15 protein-coding genes are annotated in these 16,812 nt (G+C 51.7%); 13 read left to right on the forward strand and 2 right to left on the reverse strand.

Translation table 11 applies throughout. The annotated features are described in order from the left end of the window. Window positions 1–12: 12 nt before the first annotated feature. The gene (locus AAGJ81_01740) at window positions 13–1,563 is read right to left on the reverse strand and encodes an MFS transporter (GenBank protein ID MEM0964858.1); all 1,551 of its coding nucleotides are present in this window, start codon (window positions 1,561–1,563) and stop codon (window positions 13–15) included. Window positions 1,564–1,946: 383 nt separating this feature from the next. Here AAGJ81_01740 and AAGJ81_01745 point away from each other — a divergent pair, with 383 nt between their 5' ends. The 9 genes from AAGJ81_01745 (at window position 1,947) to AAGJ81_01785 (ending at window position 11,874) form a co-directional block, all read left to right on the forward strand. After that, complete coding sequence (locus tag AAGJ81_01745) at window positions 1,947–2,465, forward strand: hypothetical protein (GenBank protein MEM0964859.1); 519 nt, start codon at window positions 1,947–1,949, stop codon at window positions 2,463–2,465. A gap of 12 nt (window positions 2,466–2,477) precedes the next feature. Continuing rightward, window positions 2,478–3,857, forward strand: a complete 1,380-nt coding sequence (locus tag AAGJ81_01750) for a Gfo/Idh/MocA family oxidoreductase (GenBank protein ID MEM0964860.1) — start codon at window positions 2,478–2,480, stop codon at window positions 3,855–3,857. A gap of 2 nt (window positions 3,858–3,859) precedes the next feature. Further along, window positions 3,860–4,585 carry a discoidin domain-containing protein gene (locus AAGJ81_01755; protein MEM0964861.1) on the forward strand — a complete coding sequence of 242 codons (726 nt, stop codon included), beginning with the start codon at window positions 3,860–3,862 and terminating at the stop codon, window positions 4,583–4,585. A gap of 534 nt (window positions 4,586–5,119) precedes the next feature. After that, window positions 5,120–6,511: a sulfatase-like hydrolase/transferase gene (locus AAGJ81_01760; protein MEM0964862.1), complete on the forward strand. Its 1,392-nt coding sequence runs from the start codon at window positions 5,120–5,122 to the stop codon at window positions 6,509–6,511. Between the two features lie 26 nt (window positions 6,512–6,537). Beyond that, on the forward strand, window positions 6,538–6,840 hold the full coding sequence (locus tag AAGJ81_01765; protein MEM0964863.1) for a sulfatase-like hydrolase/transferase: 303 nt from the start codon (window positions 6,538–6,540) through the stop codon (window positions 6,838–6,840). Window positions 6,841–6,894: 54 nt separating this feature from the next. Continuing rightward, window positions 6,895–8,238: a sulfatase-like hydrolase/transferase gene (locus AAGJ81_01770; protein MEM0964864.1), complete on the forward strand. Its 1,344-nt coding sequence runs from the start codon at window positions 6,895–6,897 to the stop codon at window positions 8,236–8,238. Between the two features lie 87 nt (window positions 8,239–8,325). Next, window positions 8,326–9,780 carry a sulfatase gene (locus AAGJ81_01775; protein ID MEM0964865.1) on the forward strand — a complete coding sequence of 485 codons (1,455 nt, stop codon included), beginning with the start codon at window positions 8,326–8,328 and terminating at the stop codon, window positions 9,778–9,780. A gap of 85 nt (window positions 9,781–9,865) precedes the next feature. Further along, window positions 9,866–10,249 carry a hypothetical protein gene (locus AAGJ81_01780; GenBank protein MEM0964866.1) on the forward strand — a complete coding sequence of 128 codons (384 nt, stop codon included), beginning with the start codon at window positions 9,866–9,868 and terminating at the stop codon, window positions 10,247–10,249. Between the two features lie 482 nt (window positions 10,250–10,731). Continuing rightward, a complete protein-coding gene (locus AAGJ81_01785; GenBank protein ID MEM0964867.1) occupies window positions 10,732–11,874 on the forward strand; it encodes a lactonase family protein in 1,143 nt (380 codons plus the stop codon). Here AAGJ81_01785 and AAGJ81_01790 read toward each other — a convergent pair. Beyond that, a complete protein-coding gene (locus AAGJ81_01790) occupies window positions 11,871–12,614 on the reverse strand; it encodes an AraC family transcriptional regulator (protein ID MEM0964868.1) in 744 nt (247 codons plus the stop codon). The genes AAGJ81_01785 and AAGJ81_01790 overlap by 4 nt on opposite strands. A gap of 72 nt (window positions 12,615–12,686) precedes the next feature. On the opposite strand from AAGJ81_01790, the gene AAGJ81_01795 reads away from it, so the two are divergent. Genes AAGJ81_01795 through AAGJ81_01810 form a run of 4 tightly spaced genes read left to right on the forward strand, consistent with a single transcriptional unit; the run spans window position 12,687 to window position 16,803 of the window. Next, window positions 12,687–13,490: an SDR family oxidoreductase gene (locus AAGJ81_01795; GenBank protein ID MEM0964869.1), complete on the forward strand. Its 804-nt coding sequence runs from the start codon at window positions 12,687–12,689 to the stop codon at window positions 13,488–13,490. An 11-nt stretch (window positions 13,491–13,501) separates the two neighbouring features. Beyond that, window positions 13,502–14,629 (forward strand): carbohydrate kinase family protein, encoded by a 1,128-nt coding sequence (locus tag AAGJ81_01800; protein MEM0964870.1) that lies wholly within the window; start codon window positions 13,502–13,504, stop codon window positions 14,627–14,629. Next, window positions 14,626–15,408, forward strand: coding sequence for an SIS domain-containing protein (locus AAGJ81_01805; protein MEM0964871.1), 783 nt, complete (start codon window positions 14,626–14,628; stop codon window positions 15,406–15,408). Before AAGJ81_01800 ends, AAGJ81_01805 begins: the two co-directional genes overlap by 4 nt. A gap of 3 nt (window positions 15,409–15,411) precedes the next feature. Continuing rightward, window positions 15,412–16,803, forward strand: coding sequence for an FAD-dependent oxidoreductase (locus AAGJ81_01810; GenBank protein MEM0964872.1), 1,392 nt, complete (start codon window positions 15,412–15,414; stop codon window positions 16,801–16,803). The last annotated feature ends 9 nt before the right edge of the window (window positions 16,804–16,812 follow it).

Below are 16,812 nucleotides of genomic sequence, written 5' to 3' on the forward strand. Positions count from 1 at the left end.
AAGATCCTTCCATCAATGTTGAGCGAGCACTTTTGGCTTATAGCCTCCTCTTGACTTGAAGTAGAGGATAAGGCCGAGGTAACAAACCAGCATAAAGGCAGGAAACACGGTCATCTTCGCCAGTGCACCCTGAGATTCCCGGTCAGCGATCGCTTCAATATCCGCCTGTGTGCTCTCCGGCAATGCGGCAACTGCCTCGGCATTCAACGAACTGTAATCACCTAAAGCGTACGCTTTTTCAACGGTTACTTGTTCGTAGATCCCAGGCATATCAGCCAAGACCGAGCTAGTGACTGAACTGTCCTGAAGGAAACCAATAAACGGAAACCCGAGGATACCAACCGCCAGCATACCAACCCCTGCGATCGCATTCAAAGTCAGCGCACCTCCCCTGGGGGTCTGCTCAGCGACAACCCCTAGCATCGTGGGCCAGAAGTAAGTCTTCCCAACTCCGTAGAGGGTAGCCGCCGCAAAAATCATCGCCAGGCCAGTCGAAAAAGACAGAAGCCATAGCCCGATTATGGCAAGAACCGAGCAGATGGCCAGGAGGCCCAGTGGCTTGAAGAAGGCAATGACCGGGCCAGCAAAAAAGCGAAGCACCATCATGATCGCCGATGTATAAACCAAAACCCAGGCTGCGTTGAATCCAGCTTCACCCATTGGCTTTTCCATTAACCCGGAAATCCAGCCATCGGTCCCGATCTCAGTTGTTGCCAAGGGCATCATGATAATCACCAGTACAAACAAAATGAGGCTGCCGAAGGAACGGCAATACAGTCCGTAGGCGATGAGAGTCACGATCAGCAGCCCAACAACTAAACCTGTCGACCAACCGAAAACCAGACCGAGCTGCCAGTATACCAAGCCAAATGCGATGGTTGCACTGGCTACTCCAAATTCCGCAAGCATTTCGCGGTAAGTGGCACCCGCAGCCACCCGCTCGTTCACAGGGAACTTTGGTTTTGCGAGCGTGATCACATAGACGATTGCAGGAAGGAAAATGAGACCGATAAAGATCCGCCAGTCGCTTCCGATGACTCCAGTGAGCGCAATCGTCAAAATACCCCCAAGGACTAATCCTCCTGGCCAGCCAGCGTGGAGGATATTCAACCATTTTGATTTCTCGTCCTTAAAGAGAGTGGCAACGACTGGGTTGATGAAAGCTTCCACCGTTCCGTTTCCAAGCCCGAGAATCACGGAGCCCCAGTAGAGCAAAGACCACGCCTTGGCTTGGGCTGCGGCAAGATCAGTTACCTCTCCAGTGATTGTGCTATAGGCCATCACAGCCATGACTCCGAAGACCGCGTAACAGCCAAAGCTGAAAAACATCGCAAACTTGTAGCCAACCCGATCAATCACTAGACTGAAAACGATAATGCTGATCGCAAACGGCCAGATACCGGCCCCGAGAAGTGCACCGCTTTGGGTATTGTCGAGACCGAATTGCTCTGGCCATACCCCGCTGTTGATTAGGATGACCCGAATGACGAAAGCCATCGAGGTAGTAACGAGGGCGATAAAGCAGCCCCAGAATATGATTTGGTCGTTTTTGCTATGCTTCACGGTCAGTTGTGGGTATCTGGATGGTTTTTTTAGGGAATTTTTCGCTCACTTAGGGCTCATAGAAAGAACAGATCATCTGCCTTTATTTTGGGGTATTCTACGTCTCCTATTTGAACCGTTTTGCAAGAAAGTCATCTTTATCCATATCGAGCAAGAGTGTTTTTTACGTTTGTCGAAATACGTCAAATCCTCTAGGCACATCCGCTCAAACCCATCGTGATTTCTAAAGAAAAGCCTTTCTTCTGATCGCGATGAACTCCACTTATTCCAAATTACGTAAAACGTTTTTTCACCTTTGTATGCTTGATTTACTGAGTCCGAACCAACAAGTTCCCCAAGGCACTGGAGAAAGACTCCGCGTCGGCTCAAGCTAGATAAAACCTATGAATTCAGACGAAACTACCTCCGAAAAACTCGGCATGATCCTGGCCATGCTATTGCTACGCATTTGGCTTTCGATGAGAGCTATCCAAAGTGGATTGGAAAAATATGCCGGAACTGCTCCTTCTTCAAAAGTTGTTGAGATCGATGGGGTCGCGAATGAATATGACCTAACCGAGGCTACTACGATCAAGACTTACTCGATCGAGAGTTATCAAGGAGTGCCGGCACCGCTCTATGAAAAATTCACCACGGAGCCGTTGATTCCAGTTTGGGGTCTGGACCTCTACAACCTTATCCTGGGACCCGCCCTGATTGTTCTCGGCGTCACGTTGCTATTGGGTCTGGCCACACGCTACACACTCTTTGCTATGGGGCTACTCTACACCAGCCTGACTTTCGGGCTAATCCTCATCAAACAAGACGCTGGAATCGCTTGGCTTGCCACCCACATTCTGCTGATTGTAGCAGCTCTCTCGCTTGCCAAGTGGAATCGATTTGCTATACTGAAAAAGTGGTAAATTACAGTTAAAATGAAAGATAACCCACCCTCTCTCTCCCGTCGAGACTTCCTCACCAAAGCCTCCTTAGGCGCAGGGCTTGTCCTGGGCGCACCGACCATCCTTAGAGGCAAGGCTGCTGGCAGCCCATCAGATGACATCCGAGTCGGCTTTATCGGCTGTGGAAAGCAACAGGAGGTCCTGTTTAATGCCATGGTAAATATTCCCGGCATCCACTACGTAGCCGCTGCTGACCTCATGAAGGATCGCCTTGGGCAACGATACGGTTGGGTCCAAAGCCGATTTGACACCAAGATGAAGAGATACTTCGACGTTGAGGAAATGTTGAATACGGAAGATCTCGACGCAGTCTTCGTTTCGACTCCGGATTTCTGGCACGCCCCGCATACCGTCATGGCTCTCGAGGCAGGCTGCCATGTTTACTGTGAGAAGATGATGTCGAATACCCTCGAAGGAGCTAGGAGCATGGTAGAGGCCATGGACCGGACGGGTAACCTTTGCCAAATTGGCCACCAAAGGCGTAGCAACCCCCGCTATCGGTTTACCCTCAATGAGCTCATCAAAAAGCACAATATATGTGGTGAAATTCTCAACATAAATGGCCAGTGGAATCGGGCTCTAGGTTCATCCCAAGACATCCAAGTAAAAGCATCTACTCTCCCGGAGAAGGATGCACTGCTAAAAGCTGGTTTTGATGGAGGGGCAGAAGGTAATTTGACGGAAGAGCAGCTCCGGCATCGCTTTCTCAACTGGCGCTTTTACACCGCGTTGTCCGGTGGTCCTATCTCAGACCTCGGAGCCCACCAGATCGACATTTTCAACTGGTTCCTCGACACCCAGCCTACTTCCGTCATGGCATCCGGTGGTCGTAGTTATTTTAAGGATCGTGAACACTTCGACAACGTCATGTGCGTCTTCGATTATGATACGCCCAGCGGCTCTGCGCGGGCATTCTATCAGGTGCTCACCACTACCAGTGCGGGAGGCGGCTACTACGAGTCATTCATGGGCACCGACGGCACTATCGAAATATCCGAACGCGAAGCCTTCACCAATATCTACAAGGAGTCTGGAGCGGAAAACGCGAAGTGGGACGATCTTGTTAGGCGCGGTGTCTTGAAAAAAGAGGCTGCAGGAGTTGCTGCAGGTGGTAGTGACGCTATCGCCTCCTACGAATCGGCACCACCCGACAAGTACGCTATGCCCGGAGGTTTGGACAAGCCCCCCCACCAGCCGCACATCGAAAACTTCTTCAACGCGATCCGCGGAAAGGAAGAACTGACTTGTGATGCTCGCCATGCCCTGGAGTCCGAGGCACCGATTTACTGGGTGAATCCAGCTGCCGAAAGTAGGGAAATCATTCAATTCACTGACGAACATCTACACACCTAATTATGAAAAACCTCGTTTTGCTATCCGCGCTGTCCGGCGCACTTGTATTCACCGGCTGCGAAAAAGCGGCAGAGAGTCCTGATGATCCGTCAGCTGCTTCTAACGCACCAGCAGCTGCACAGCCCGATGCTGCTGGCAGTATGCCTTTGGTCACTGAAATCCCTCCGGAATTGATCGAGGGGACCCCAATGCCCGTTCAAGCGCCGAATCTTGAGCAGGCTCCCACCAGAGCACCCTCGATGTTGGTTCCAGAAGGGACTGTTCTCGTTTCTCAGGGTAAGGAAGTGACCGGTAGCGACGACTTTCCTTTGATCGGCGAACTGAGCTACATCACCGACGGTGATAAGGAAGCTGGTGAAGGATATTTTGTAGAACTGCTGAATGACCCCCAATGGGTCCAGATTGATCTTGGTGAGCCAGTGGACATTAGCGCGATTTGGGTGTGGCATTTCCACTCTCAGAAACGCGCGTATAATGACGTCGTTGTTCAAGTGTCTAACGACCCAAGCTTCGAATCCGAAGTCACGACCCTGTTCAACAATGACTACGACAACTCGTCTGAACTGGGTAAAGGCAAAGACAAACCGTATGTAGAAAGCCGCTTTGGGAAACTGATCGATGGAAAAGGAACCAATGCCCAATACGTTCGACTATGGAGTAACGGAAACACTTCCAACGACATGAATCACTACATTGAGGTGGAGGTCTTCGGAGTGCCAAAAGCGTAGGACTCCCGAAACACCGCCTCTCTTGCTATCGACCGCAGGGGTCGTACGCGTTTCGACCGTGAATCTTAAGCACGACTCCCCTTCCGTAGCTCGTGGCCGAATAGCTTAGTTAGGTTGGCTGATTCCATCTTTTTTTTCCGCAAAAAACAGACCTATCGAATCAGGCTTTGAACACATACGGTTTCACTGGGACGATCCGCAGAATTAGCCAAGGCTGGTAACAGTATCAAGATCCCCGGTTAAGTAGAAACTTCCACTCGAAAACCCATACCCACCAAAAAAACTCCCCTACGGCTCTTCTGTTTGATTAAACGTTTTTTATTTACTGGTCAGTCTATGAAATGCTGCGATTCTTACACGCTTGATAGGTAAAGTCTCCCTCTTGAATACTCTGTCTGTATGCAACCTTGTCCGAAATAAATAGAGCCTTGTAGTAAGCTCGACCCACACCCGAACCCATTAGTCGAGCAGCAACTATGAATCTCGTATCGTTCTAAATCCGAGTCTTTTGAACCTCAGCTAATTGGTTAACTCATGAAACCCCATCCCTCAAAGTTCATATCCGCAACCCTACTACTCCTTGCACTTCTCGCTGTAAGTCTTTCCGCAAGTGAAGAGCGTCCAAATGTGGTTCTTTACCTATCTGACGACCTTGGTTACGCGGACCTAGCCTTCATGGGTCACCCTTACGCGATCACCCCTAACCTCGACGAATTGGCAGAACAAGGAACCGTTTTCCTCCAGCACTATGTCACAGGCGTCACATGCGCTCCAAGTCGCGCAGGTCTGATGACTGGTGTTCATCCAGCCCGCTATCCCTACTATCCGGGCCACTATGGAACGGGGGACCAACCAACCATAACCAGCATACTTGACGGAAACGGCTACGCGACCGGTCACTTTGGAAAGTGGCATATGGGTCCAGACGAATCGGTGGGCACCTACGGCTATGAGGTCGTTTTCACTGAAAGTAACAACAAGAACGCATTCAACACTCCGGCTCGGGACGACCCAGCGACAGATCGGGCTATCGAGTTTATCGAACAAATGGCCGAAGAAGGCCGCCCATTTTACGTCAGTCTTTGGGGACATAGCACACACTACCCCGTCACAAGCTACCCAGAGCTCATTGAAGATTTTGGCGAAGTCCCTTTCGACCGAAACGACTTCTCGAAGACCATTCAGGAACGTTTCGATAGGAGTGCCTCTTGGAAACCAGACTTGAAAGACTCAATGACTCAGTACGTTGCCGACGTCTACGGCATCGACAAGAACGTAGGGCGTATCATGGAAACGCTCGAACGCCTCGACATTGAGGACAACACGATCTTTGTTTTCTCCAGTGACCATGGTCCACAGAACGAAAACCGGGAGCGGGATTATGCCGAGCACATGCTGGGTTACGCTGGCGACCTCAGAGGGTACAAAGGCACCCAGTTTGAAGGAGGCGTCCGGGTTCCGTTCATCGTGAGGTGGCCGTCCAAAGTAGAGGCTGGGCGTGTCGACTCAGAAAGTATCACTTCGTTTATTGATTGGTTGCCCACGATCTCAAGTATCACGGGAAACAACGATATCCCCGATCAGCTCGATGGTGAGGATATCTCTGATATCTGGATAGAGGGCCCAAGAGAGCGATCCACTGATCTATATTGGCGTGTATCCGGCACCAATGCGGGGATCTCAATGCGAGCAGGCGATTGGAAATTTCATGAATCGAGAAACGGCCCTCTGCTCTATGATCTATCCAATGATCGTGGAGAAGAAATAAATCTGGCACCACAGAACCCGGAACTGGTTTCAAGATTTCAAGGGAAAGCCGATGAGTGGCGCAACTCGCTCCCCGAGAGTTACAACAAGGACAAGCGTTTCGGAAAGCGACGGACTGACGATATTCATTCGGTGGTGATTCCGAGCCCTCTGTTCTAATCCTCGACGGAATTCGATTTTCGGAAATGAGAGCGTCAAGAAACATCAGGTTTTTGGTGGTTTTCTTATTCCTAATCATCTGCAAGGAAACCTATGTGTCCGCAGATTCCGAAGACGTCGAGCTGCCCAACATCGTTCTGTTCTTTGCTGACGACCTGGGGTACGGAGACCTCGCCTGTTACGGACACCCTTATGCCGAGACTCCAACCTTGGATGAACCCGCAGCGGAAGGAATCCGTTTTGAGCAACAGTATGTCACGGGAGTCACCTGCATACCGAGCCGAACGGGTTTCATGACCGGGTGGTTTTTGAGCTCGAGAGCATTGTAGACCGCTGGCGCCAACAGCTTCCTCCATACTAGTAGATCCTACCCGTTGAGTCCTATGGAAAAGTCAAAAACCCTATCTTCAGTTCTGATTGGAATCGTCTGCTCAATTTGTCTTTTACCTGCAGATACAAGACCCAACATCATTCTCTATTTATCTGATGACTTAGGCTACGCGGATGTAGGGTTTATGGGGCATCCCTACGCAATCACCCCAAATCTAGACAAACTTGCCGAACAGGGAACGGTTTTCACTCAACATTACGTAACGGCCATTACCTGTGCGCCAAGCCGCACCGGAATCATGACAGGCGTCCACACTGCCCGCTTTCCCAAGTATCCAAAGGATTTTGGTTACGGTGATCAAATAACCGTCGTCGAACTTTTAAAAAACAGTGGATACACTACGGGCCATTTCGGTAAATGGCATCTTGGGCCAGACGAGTCGGTGGGAACGCACGGATACGATGAAATATTTTCGGAAACGAACAATAATAATGGAGCTGAGACCCCAGCTCGTGATGACCCTGCCGTAGATCATGCGATCAATTTCATCAAGAAACACGCTAACGGAGAACAGCCATTTTACATCAACATCTCCGGACACAGCACCCACTACCCTGTGAAGACATACCCAGAGTATGTCGGCCAATTTGAAGACCTTGATTTTGATCGTCGTGATTTTTCAGCGACTATGCAGAAGAAGTTTGATGAAAGTGCTTCGATTGATCCCGATCTGAGGGAGTCCATGACTCAGTATCTGGCGGACGTTTACGGTATGGATGTGAATGTGGGAAGAATTTTGGATACGCTTGATGAGCTTGGAATTGCAGAAAATACGATCTTTGTTTATTCCAGTGATCATGGCCCGGCGCCCGTGACACCCGGAAAGGGAGTTAAACCCTACTCCAAGAACATGCTGGGCTACGCAGGTGAATTCCGGGGCGGAAAACATGATCAGACTGAGGGTGGAGTTAGAGTACCCTTCGTAATTCGCTGGCCAGGAAAAATTGAAGCCGGTCGGGTGGATGAGGAGAGCGTGACGTCGTTCATGGATTGGTTGCCAACGCTAGGCTCCATAACAGGCATAGAGAATTTACCTGAGAATTTGGACGGAGAGGATATTTCGGACATCTGGCTCGGGGAATCCCGTCCTCGCAAAACCACCCTTTTCTGGAAGACTTCCTCCGCAAGATCTGGAGTATCTCTCCGAAAAGAAGATTGGAAGTTTCATCAAACGAGGAATGGACCGCAACTATTCGACCTTTCGGACGATGCAAGTGAGTCGAACAACCTCGCCGACGCGTATCCGGAGATTACCAGCCGGTTGGCGGACCTTGCCGAGGATTGGCGGGGAACCCTTCCATCTGAGTACGAAAAGAAACAAGGGAGAGAGCGCTGAGAAAACCTTGGTATCTCTTCACTGATGCCAATACTCCAGCCTATCCTTTAGCTCTTCTCAACCATCATCCCAGCTGGCACCAAGACTATGATTCATCGTGGAAGCATTCCGGCTCTTCTGCTGCTGTGCCATGTATCACTGCTGTCCTCTCCTCCGAATATCCTCTTGATCTGTGTCGACGATCTAAGGCCAGAGCTCGGATGTTACGGCGTAGACTATATCCACAGTCCAAACATCGATCTGCTTTCGTCAGAAGGACGAACATTCGCCAACCACTACGTGCAGGCACCAACCTGCGGAGCATCGCGTTACGCAATGCTGACTGGCACCTATGGACCTGCTGGAAACCATGCTCTCTTTGAAAGGGCTAGAAAAATTAACAAAAATCCGGGGGCGGTAGTCCCAAGCATGCCAGCATGGTTCCGACAAAACGGCTATGAGACGATCTCGATCGGAAAGGTGTCACACCATCCTGGAGGTCTGGGTGGAAACGACTGGGATGAAGAAAACCTCCTCGAGATGCCACTCTCATGGGATCAGAACCTGATGCCTTCAGGCATGTGGGATCATCCCAGAGGTGCGATGCATGGACTAGCAAACGGAGAGAAACGAGGGAAAGCGAGTGAGATGGATGTTTATCAGGTCTTTGATGGACCTGACACCGCTTACCCGGATGGCTTAATTACCAATGGTGCGCTGGAGGAGCTGGATCGTCTTGCTCAGTCCGACAAGCCATTCTTCCTCGCCGTTGGACTGATTCGTCCACACCTCCCCTTTGGAGCTCCAGCCCGATACATGCAGCCTTATGAAAAGGTCGAGCTTCCAGAAATCCTCTATCCCGACAAACCCAATCATCGAACAACCTGGCATCGATCCGGCGAATTCATGAAGTACAATCGATGGGGAAGAGACCCCAACAGCGATGAAGGCTTTGGCGAGGAAGTCCGTAGACATTATGCCGCCTGCGTCACTTACGTTGATGCTCAGGTCGGTCGACTCCTCAATCGAATTGAGACACTTGGGCTTGAAGAAGATATGATTGTAGTCCTCTGGGGTGACCATGGCTGGCATCTGGGAGAACACGCGATCTGGGGAAAACACTCACTCTTCGAGGAGTCGTTGCGCTCTCCTTTGATTATTCGTCCCATTGATTCTCAATCACCCGGCGTAATGACAGAAGCAATTGTCGAATCGATCGACCTCTACCCGACCCTCTGCGAGCTTGCCGGCCTACCTATACCGGACTCTCTCGACGGACATTCTCTGGTCCCGCAGATTGAGGATCCAGAGGTTCCAGGCCAAAGTGCAGTCTCGTATTCAGGATCGCAGGTAACTCTTCGGTCAGACCAATATCGCCTTATCATTCATAAGGATGGATACACCGAATTGTATGATCATCATTCGACCGATAAAGAAACCAAGAACCTCGCGCAAATAGCACCCGAAACGGTTACTCAGATGGCTTTAGAGATCCGCGAACGCGTTCCGGAAAAGCTTCCGACAGGGTTTTTCAAAACTGTAAATTCCGGTAACGGAAATTAGCTACTCGCCGCCCCTCCCTTCAGTCGACAATAGGGCAAAATCCTTCCGACGGCACGAAAGTTCGACTAGCCTGGTCTACAGAGAAATGAATCATATCGAGACATACCTTCTTTGCGGCAATCAAGCCCATGACCTCGAAAGTCTAGACGAAGGAAAAGATGAGCTCCGAATCTGGATCACCCCATGTGGAGAACTTGATTCAAAAGAAGAAGGAAAAGGTTTTCTCTTCCGAAAATACGAAAGAAAGTATCTGGAACTGCTTCTCGCCCCAGACGAAGAACTGGAGCCATATCTGCCATTCATTGGTGGCGATTCAAATCGAGACCGAGAGAATGGAAAGGAATTCTTTTGTTTAAATTTTAGTGATTTCGAAATCGGATTCTGGGCTGAATGGCCAGAAAAGACCGAGGTAGAACCAAGCTGTGGTATCAATTTCGTTCGCTCCGCTTACTCCGTCGATACACCGTAATGTTCAAGAAAAGAGAGATTTAATGAAAAGAACTTACGTAATCGGAGTTTCATTAGCGCTCGGCTTTTACTTTCTAGCTTACCTCTTGAATGTAGAACGGGGATGGCCCGGTTCACGGACAATGGAATCTCTAGAAGAACAATTGCCACATCCTGCTCAATACAAGTGGAACAATAGAGTTTCACGGAGAGTTTTTTACCCAATCCATTACGTTGACAGGAAGGCGAGATCTAGCTTTTGGAGTCCGACCGTAAGCGAATCTCGTGAGATTTGGGAATATGAAACCAACTCGAGCAACGCGGAGCAGGTCAATCCGACAACCATTCCGAAAAACCCTAAAAATCAATTGGACTAGGTGGCTTGCTGACGGGTTGCCTGTCCTCTACGGTCGCTAAAGAATCGTTGAGTCTGCAATTCGTGCGAAACCACTCGACCTACCCAGTCTGTAAACTCACCCACACCCATCCCAAACCACAGTCCGTATGAAATTTCCTAAAATCCGTTCAGTCGCTCTCTTTACGCTATTTGGCCTTTCCGGCGTCGCTGAAGATTTGACGGTCTTCTTTGGCACTGGTGGGCGAGGATCAGAGGGCATCTACAAAACCACCTTCAATACGAGTACCGGAAAGTTTGGAACCATCGATTTAGCCGCTGAGTCACAATCACCCGGTTTTCTGGCCCTCCATCCCGACGGCGACAAACTTTATGCCGTTGAACGGTGGGACAACGATGCGGGTGCGGCTGGCTATCGGATTGAGGAAGATGGCAGTCTCACGCTCGTAAATCGCGTCTCCAGTGGCGATGGCCCGGGGGCCCATCTTGCCGTCCACCCAACAGGCAAGTTCCTGATCACTGCGCAGTATGGAGGAGGATCAGTTGCACTCTTTCCGATCAATACAGAGGGCCAGTTGGGAATCCCTAAACTCTACGAACACGAAGGGTCTTCGGGAGTAGTAGAAAGACGTCAGAAGGCCCCGCATCCCCATTGGACAGGGTTCTCACCAGACGGCCGTTTTGCTCTCGTGCCTGATCTCGGGAAAGATGGCATCGTCATCTACCGGGTTGATGCAGAGACACCGTCTCTCGTGCCACACGGTTTCGCAGCCTCCGTTCCCGGAGGCGGAGCGCGCCACATGCGCTTCTCCCCAAACGGAGAGTATATCTATCTGCTGAACGAGCTAACGCTCGATGTAAGCACTTTCAAATGGAATGGTGACACGGGAACAGCAACTCTCCTTACAACTACGCCTACACTCACTGAGGCGGCCAAATCTGCAGAATCGTTTAATTCAGCCGCAGAGATTCTCGTGCACCCTGATCTGCCGACTCTCTACACCTCTAACCGCGGCCATGATTCAGTTTCAGTCTTTCAAATAGGGTCAAATCCAGAAGATCTGGAAGTTGTCCAGGTCCAGCCCGTTCGAGGTGCTTTTCCCCGTAATATCAATCTCGATCCCAGTGGATCATGGCTATTGGCAGCCGGAGCAGACTCAAACACTGTATCCGCCCATCGGATTGATAGCGAGTCTGGGAAGCTCACGTACCAGCGGCGGAGCGTGATCAACGTCCCGAACCCGATCTGCATTCTCTTCGTTCCGGGAAAAAATGCACCGCCAAAAGGCTAATGCATATGCTCTTTCCGGTAAACACTTGGGCTCATTCCCGTCTGAGTTCGGAAAGCACGGGAGAAATGGCTATGATCATAAAATCCACAGCGCAAGCCCACTGATGCGACGGTTGAATCGGTTGTTTCCAGTAGTCGACACGCCTTCCTTACGCGCACCCGTTGGAGATACTCCTTTGGACTCATGCCAAAAACCGAATGGAAACGACGGACGAACTGGCTGTGGGATAAGCCGCAACTTCTGGCAAGCTCCGAAATCCTTAGATCACTTCCATAGTTTTCCTGCATAATTCGCACGGCTTTAAACAAACGCCCGAAACGATTTTCGATCACACGATCTTCGGCAAATAGCTGATGAATTCCTGCAACCCCAATCACTTCTCCTTCGCTGTTTCGCACTGGAAACTTGCTGTAAATCACTATGTTTTCTGATCCAGCTTCCTCGGGCGCCGGTGCCAACTGATTGAGTATAGGCCTACCTGATCTCATGACCATCCGATCCCCTTCCACATAGTTATCCGCCCGCGAATCCGGCCAGTAATCAGCGTCCCTTCTACCCAGTGTTTCGCCCTCATCAGCAGCGTTACAATACTCACACCCGCGGCGATTCTGCATCACGAACCTACCCTCGCGATCCTTCATAAAAAAAGCCTGCTCGACCAGTGCATCACTCAATTCTCGGGTCAACGAACGCCAATTCACCTGTTGCAAAAAGCTCTCGGCATCAAACTCCGTTTTCATGCGTAATTTTTACACGAAGAAGCGTCAGAGTTACAAGACAAGATTGCAGGTCGTCTGTAAGGTCGCAGGACGATGTCAAAACCCCGACTCGAGAAGACGTCTATTGTCGTAGTAGGCGGCACTACGGGCTTAGGCCTTTCCTCGGCGCTCGCGTTTATCGGTGCAGGTGCGAGTGTTGCGGTGATCGGTCGCAATCCCGAAAGCGCGGCAAGAGCACTGACCAAGCTGGAAGAGGTTGATCCGAATCGTTGTCTGGCCATTTGCGGTGACGCAATTGATCCTGCGACAACACCGAAAGCAATCGATGCCTGTCTGGAAAAGTTCGGAAGCTTCGAAGGCCTGTATCATGTAGCCGGTGGGAGTGGGCGTCGTTTCGGAGATGGACCGTTACATGAAGTCGCGGACGAGGGGATCGACTTCACCCTAAACCTCAATTTGAAGTCACTGATCCTGAGCAACCGTGCTGCGATCCGGGTCTTTCTCGAGCGAAAGACTGCGGGTCGAGTTCTGAATATGGGATCTGTCCTCGGTTACTCCCCTTCCCCGCGTTATTTCTCTACCCACATTTATGCTGCCGCCAAGTCAGCTATTATCGGGTTTACCAAGTCGATCGCCGCTTTCTATTCTCGGGAAAACATCCGCTGCAACGTGATCGCTCCTGCGCTGGTTGAAACACCGATGGCTCAGCGAGCTGCAGAGGATGACGTCATTCAGGGTTTCATCAAAACCAAACAGCCTCTGGATGGCGGCCGGATTGGCCGCCCGGAAGACCTCGATGGTCTCGCGACTTATCTTTTGTCCGAGGAAAGTCGTTTCGTCACCGGACAAGTCATTGCCGTCGACGGCGGTTGGACCGTATCGGAGGGGCAGTTTTAGGGAGGTCTTGCATGACAAAGGATTACACAGACTTGCTTCCTTTACTTCGCGAAGCCCTGAAACAGCCTTCCGAGCTACGGGCGATGCTGGGCTTTGACGGAACAGTCGATGTCATTTGCAGACCTGTGGAATCCCGTCAGGGCAGTGGCAACGCGTTCACACCCTTCGCAACTCTAGGTGATTTCGGGCAGCGGGTGGTCGATGCGGACGGGAAGAGCGCCTTGATAGAGATTGTCAAGGAGCGGGAAAAAATCGGTGGAAACGGACCGATCATGGCCCATGCGCTTTCCCGGTCGGGAGTGGACATCGACTACATCGGTCCTCTCGGCACTCCGGAACTCCATCCTGCCTACGCGGATTTCGCCGAAAGGATCAAAGTCCACTCTGTGGCCGAGCCTGCCGTAACCCACGCTTTGGAGTTTTCGAACGGCAAGCTCATGCTTTCGACAATCTCAAACTACGAAGGGGTGACCGCCTCCTCGATCGAAGAAGTCCTTGAAAAGAACGCCCTGATCGAAACGGTCCGGCACACCCGACTCTGTTGCTTCCTGAACTGGACCTGCTTACCCGAATTGGAGTCGATCATGGCTTGGTTCCTTGCAGATGTTCTGCCACTGGTCGGCGAGGAAAGGGAACGCATTTTCTTTTTCGATCTCGCCGATCCGTCCATGCGCTCCGACGAAGATTTGCGCCGCGTCCTTTGGCTGATCGGAAAATTCAGTGCGTTCAGCAAAGTTGTCCTCGGGATGAATCTAAACGAGGCCCAACAGGTTGCTCGTGCGTTTTCGATTGATGAACCCATTTCCGAAGCAGGTTCGCTGAGTCAGGCCCTCGAGGCGATTCGCTCCAAGCTTGGGATCTACTGCGCAATGGCTCACCCGGTCGATTTCGCAGCCTGCGCGACCGCAGAAGGGCAATGGGCCGTCGCCGGCCCACACACCACCAAGCCAAGGATCACGACCGGTGCAGGCGATCATTTGAACGCCGGTTTTTGCCTAGGGCTGATGCTTGGCTTCCAGCCCTTACATGCTCTTCAACTTGGGGTTCTCTTCTCGGGCTTCTACGTCCGCACCGCGACCTCACCCCGCCTTCAAGACATCCCAGAATTTATCGATCAGCTTAGAACAAATCCGGAATGACTCCTACTGAACAGTATCTCGAAAAATCCCGAGGCATTCTTGAAGCGGTTGCCGCCCAGGAATCCACGATTAACCAAGTCGCCGACCTCTTCTCCAAAACAATTCTGGCAGGGCAGATGGTCCACCTCTTCGGCTCCGGGCACAGTCGGATGATGACAGAGGAAATGTGGCCCCGTTACGGATCCTTCCCCGGCTTTAACCCGATCGTCGAGCTATCGCTTTCCTTCCACAACCTCGTTGTGGGAGCAAACGGCCAGCGACAAGCCATGTTTCTGGAGAATGTAAGCGGCCTCGCCGACCGGATCCTCCGCAACTACGATCTGACTGCAGAAGACTCGGCCTTGGTCATCTCATCAAGTGGTTGCAACATTGTGCCGATTGAGATGGCGGAAATTTTTCAACGACGCAGTGTCAAAGTCGTTGCTCTGATCAGCAAACTTCATTCTGAGCCGAGTGCCAGCAAGCGGGGCGATGGTAAAAAACTCCAGGACTTCGCCGACATCGTTCTGGATACAGGCGCACCTCTCGGTGACGCGATGGTAAGGATAGACGGGTTGGATACGCCGGTTGCACCGGGTTCGACAGTGGGAGGCTGCTTGATCATCAACTCAATCAAAGCCGAAGTTGCTCATCGGCTTACCGCAGCGGGTCATCCGCCAAAGGTCTTGAGTGCCGGAGCGGTGGTTGGGGCCGAAAGAGCCGTCGAGCTCTTCGAGAGCGCCTACGATGAGCATGCCCACCGGATCGCCCGCTACTATGAGAATGTCGGCAAACCGTAGTGTATGAATATTCTCGATACGAAAAGGATCCCCATCATCCTCGAAACCGACGTGCTTGTGATCGGGGCCGGCTCGGCTGGATGCAGTGCGGCCATCGCCGCGGGGCAGACGGGAGAGATTCAGGTGGCATTGGTCGATCGCGGTGGCTTCCCGGGAGGGATCTCAACTCAAGCGCTTGACACATTCTATGGATTCTTCACTCCCGGTGAGACCGCAAAAAAGGTCGCCGGTGGTATTGGTGATCAAGTGGTCGACTCCCTCGATGCTGTTGGAGCGGTGTTTTTGCGGCCCAATACCTACGGCGCCGGAGCAGGCGTCAACTATAACCCCGAGCGCCTTAAACTGGTTTGGGACCAATTACTCGCCGAGGCCGGCGTCTCCGTACTTCTCCATACGACATTGGTCGAGGTCGAAAAAGAATCCGGGCGGATCGAATCTGTTGTCGTGCACGGCAAACAGGGCTTTGGACGAGTCAAGGCAAAGCAATACATCGATGCGTCAGGCGATGCGGATTTTTGCCATCTTGCGGAAATTCCCTACGAGATCGCCGGCGAGCATGAGCCGGTGCAGACGATGACAACGACTTTTCGAATGTCCAATGTAGATCTCGATGCATACCAGCGGGCGGGAGGAAAGAAGATGCTCATGGAAAAGATGGAGGAAGCGGTCGAGAGCGGTACCCACGCCCTTCCACGAAAAGCAGGCAGTGTTCACAAAATGAATGCGGAAGGGTGCATATCGACAGTAGCGGTGCGGGTAGCCGGATTCTCCGGACTCGATGCCCGGGAGCTGAGCTTGGCCGAACGCGAAGGTCGCCGCCAAGCTTTTATCTATGAGGATTTTCTGCGCGATTGCGTCCCCGGCTTCGAGCGGTCAAACATCATCGGTCTTTCGACGGGAATCGGTGTTCGCGAAAGCCGCCGGGTCTACGGGCACTACCGTTTGACTCGCGAGGATTGTCTGGAAAGGGCTACATTCGACGACAAGGTCCTGATCTGCGGAGCACCGATTGAGGACCACCGGCAGTCGGCAGATGGGGAAGAAGAAACCCACTGGGCATACGTTCCAGAGAGCGGGGTTTATGAGGTGCCGTTCCGCTGCCTCGTTCCAAAAAACACCGATCAGGCTCTTGTTTGCGGACGCTGTTTTAGTGCGACCCATGATGCACATGCCTCCTGTCGCTCGATGGCTCAAACCATGGCCATGGGTCACGCAGCTGGAGTTGCTGCAGCCTTTGCGGTAGACTCAGGAATCGCTCCAATGGATGTCCCTACCCTAACCCTTCAAGACACCCTGCGATCCCAGGGTGCTGTTCTCGAGATTCCCGATGCACTCGCCGATACATCGGAAAACGGCTGGTCCAACAATCGGAAAGCCTCGACTCCCCGAACCTAAGAAAACCCA

The organism is Verrucomicrobiota bacterium (assembly GCA_038744685.1).
Classification (GTDB): domain Bacteria; phylum Verrucomicrobiota; class Verrucomicrobiia; order Opitutales; family Puniceicoccaceae; genus Puniceicoccus.

Bases quoted from the DNA above. Each gene is read 5' to 3' on its own strand.
- AAGJ81_01775 (MEM0964865.1), top strand. From the start codon at position 8,326: ATGATTCATCGTGGAAGCATTCCGGCTCTTCTGCTGCTGTGCCATGTA.
- AAGJ81_01760 (MEM0964862.1), top strand. From the start codon at position 5,120: ATGAAACCCCATCCCTCAAAGTTCATATCCGCAACCCTACTACTCCTT.
- AAGJ81_01755 (MEM0964861.1), top strand. From the start codon at position 3,860: ATGAAAAACCTCGTTTTGCTATCCGCGCTGTCCGGCGCACTTGTATTC.
- AAGJ81_01795 (MEM0964869.1), top strand. From the start codon at position 12,687: ATGTCAAAACCCCGACTCGAGAAGACGTCTATTGTCGTAGTAGGCGGC.
- AAGJ81_01785 (MEM0964867.1), top strand. From the start codon at position 10,732: ATGAAATTTCCTAAAATCCGTTCAGTCGCTCTCTTTACGCTATTTGGC.
- AAGJ81_01805 (MEM0964871.1), top strand. From the start codon at position 14,626: ATGACTCCTACTGAACAGTATCTCGAAAAATCCCGAGGCATTCTTGAA.
- AAGJ81_01770 (MEM0964864.1), top strand. From the start codon at position 6,895: ATGGAAAAGTCAAAAACCCTATCTTCAGTTCTGATTGGAATCGTCTGC.
- AAGJ81_01780 (MEM0964866.1), top strand. From the start codon at position 9,866: ATGAATCATATCGAGACATACCTTCTTTGCGGCAATCAAGCCCATGAC.
- AAGJ81_01790 (MEM0964868.1), bottom strand. From the start codon at position 12,614: ATGAAAACGGAGTTTGATGCCGAGAGCTTTTTGCAACAGGTGAATTGG.
- AAGJ81_01745 (MEM0964859.1), top strand. From the start codon at position 1,947: ATGAATTCAGACGAAACTACCTCCGAAAAACTCGGCATGATCCTGGCC.
- AAGJ81_01750 (MEM0964860.1), top strand. From the start codon at position 2,478: ATGAAAGATAACCCACCCTCTCTCTCCCGTCGAGACTTCCTCACCAAA.
- AAGJ81_01765 (MEM0964863.1), top strand. From the start codon at position 6,538: ATGAGAGCGTCAAGAAACATCAGGTTTTTGGTGGTTTTCTTATTCCTA.
- AAGJ81_01810 (MEM0964872.1), top strand. From the start codon at position 15,412: ATGAATATTCTCGATACGAAAAGGATCCCCATCATCCTCGAAACCGAC.
- AAGJ81_01800 (MEM0964870.1), top strand. From the start codon at position 13,502: ATGACAAAGGATTACACAGACTTGCTTCCTTTACTTCGCGAAGCCCTG.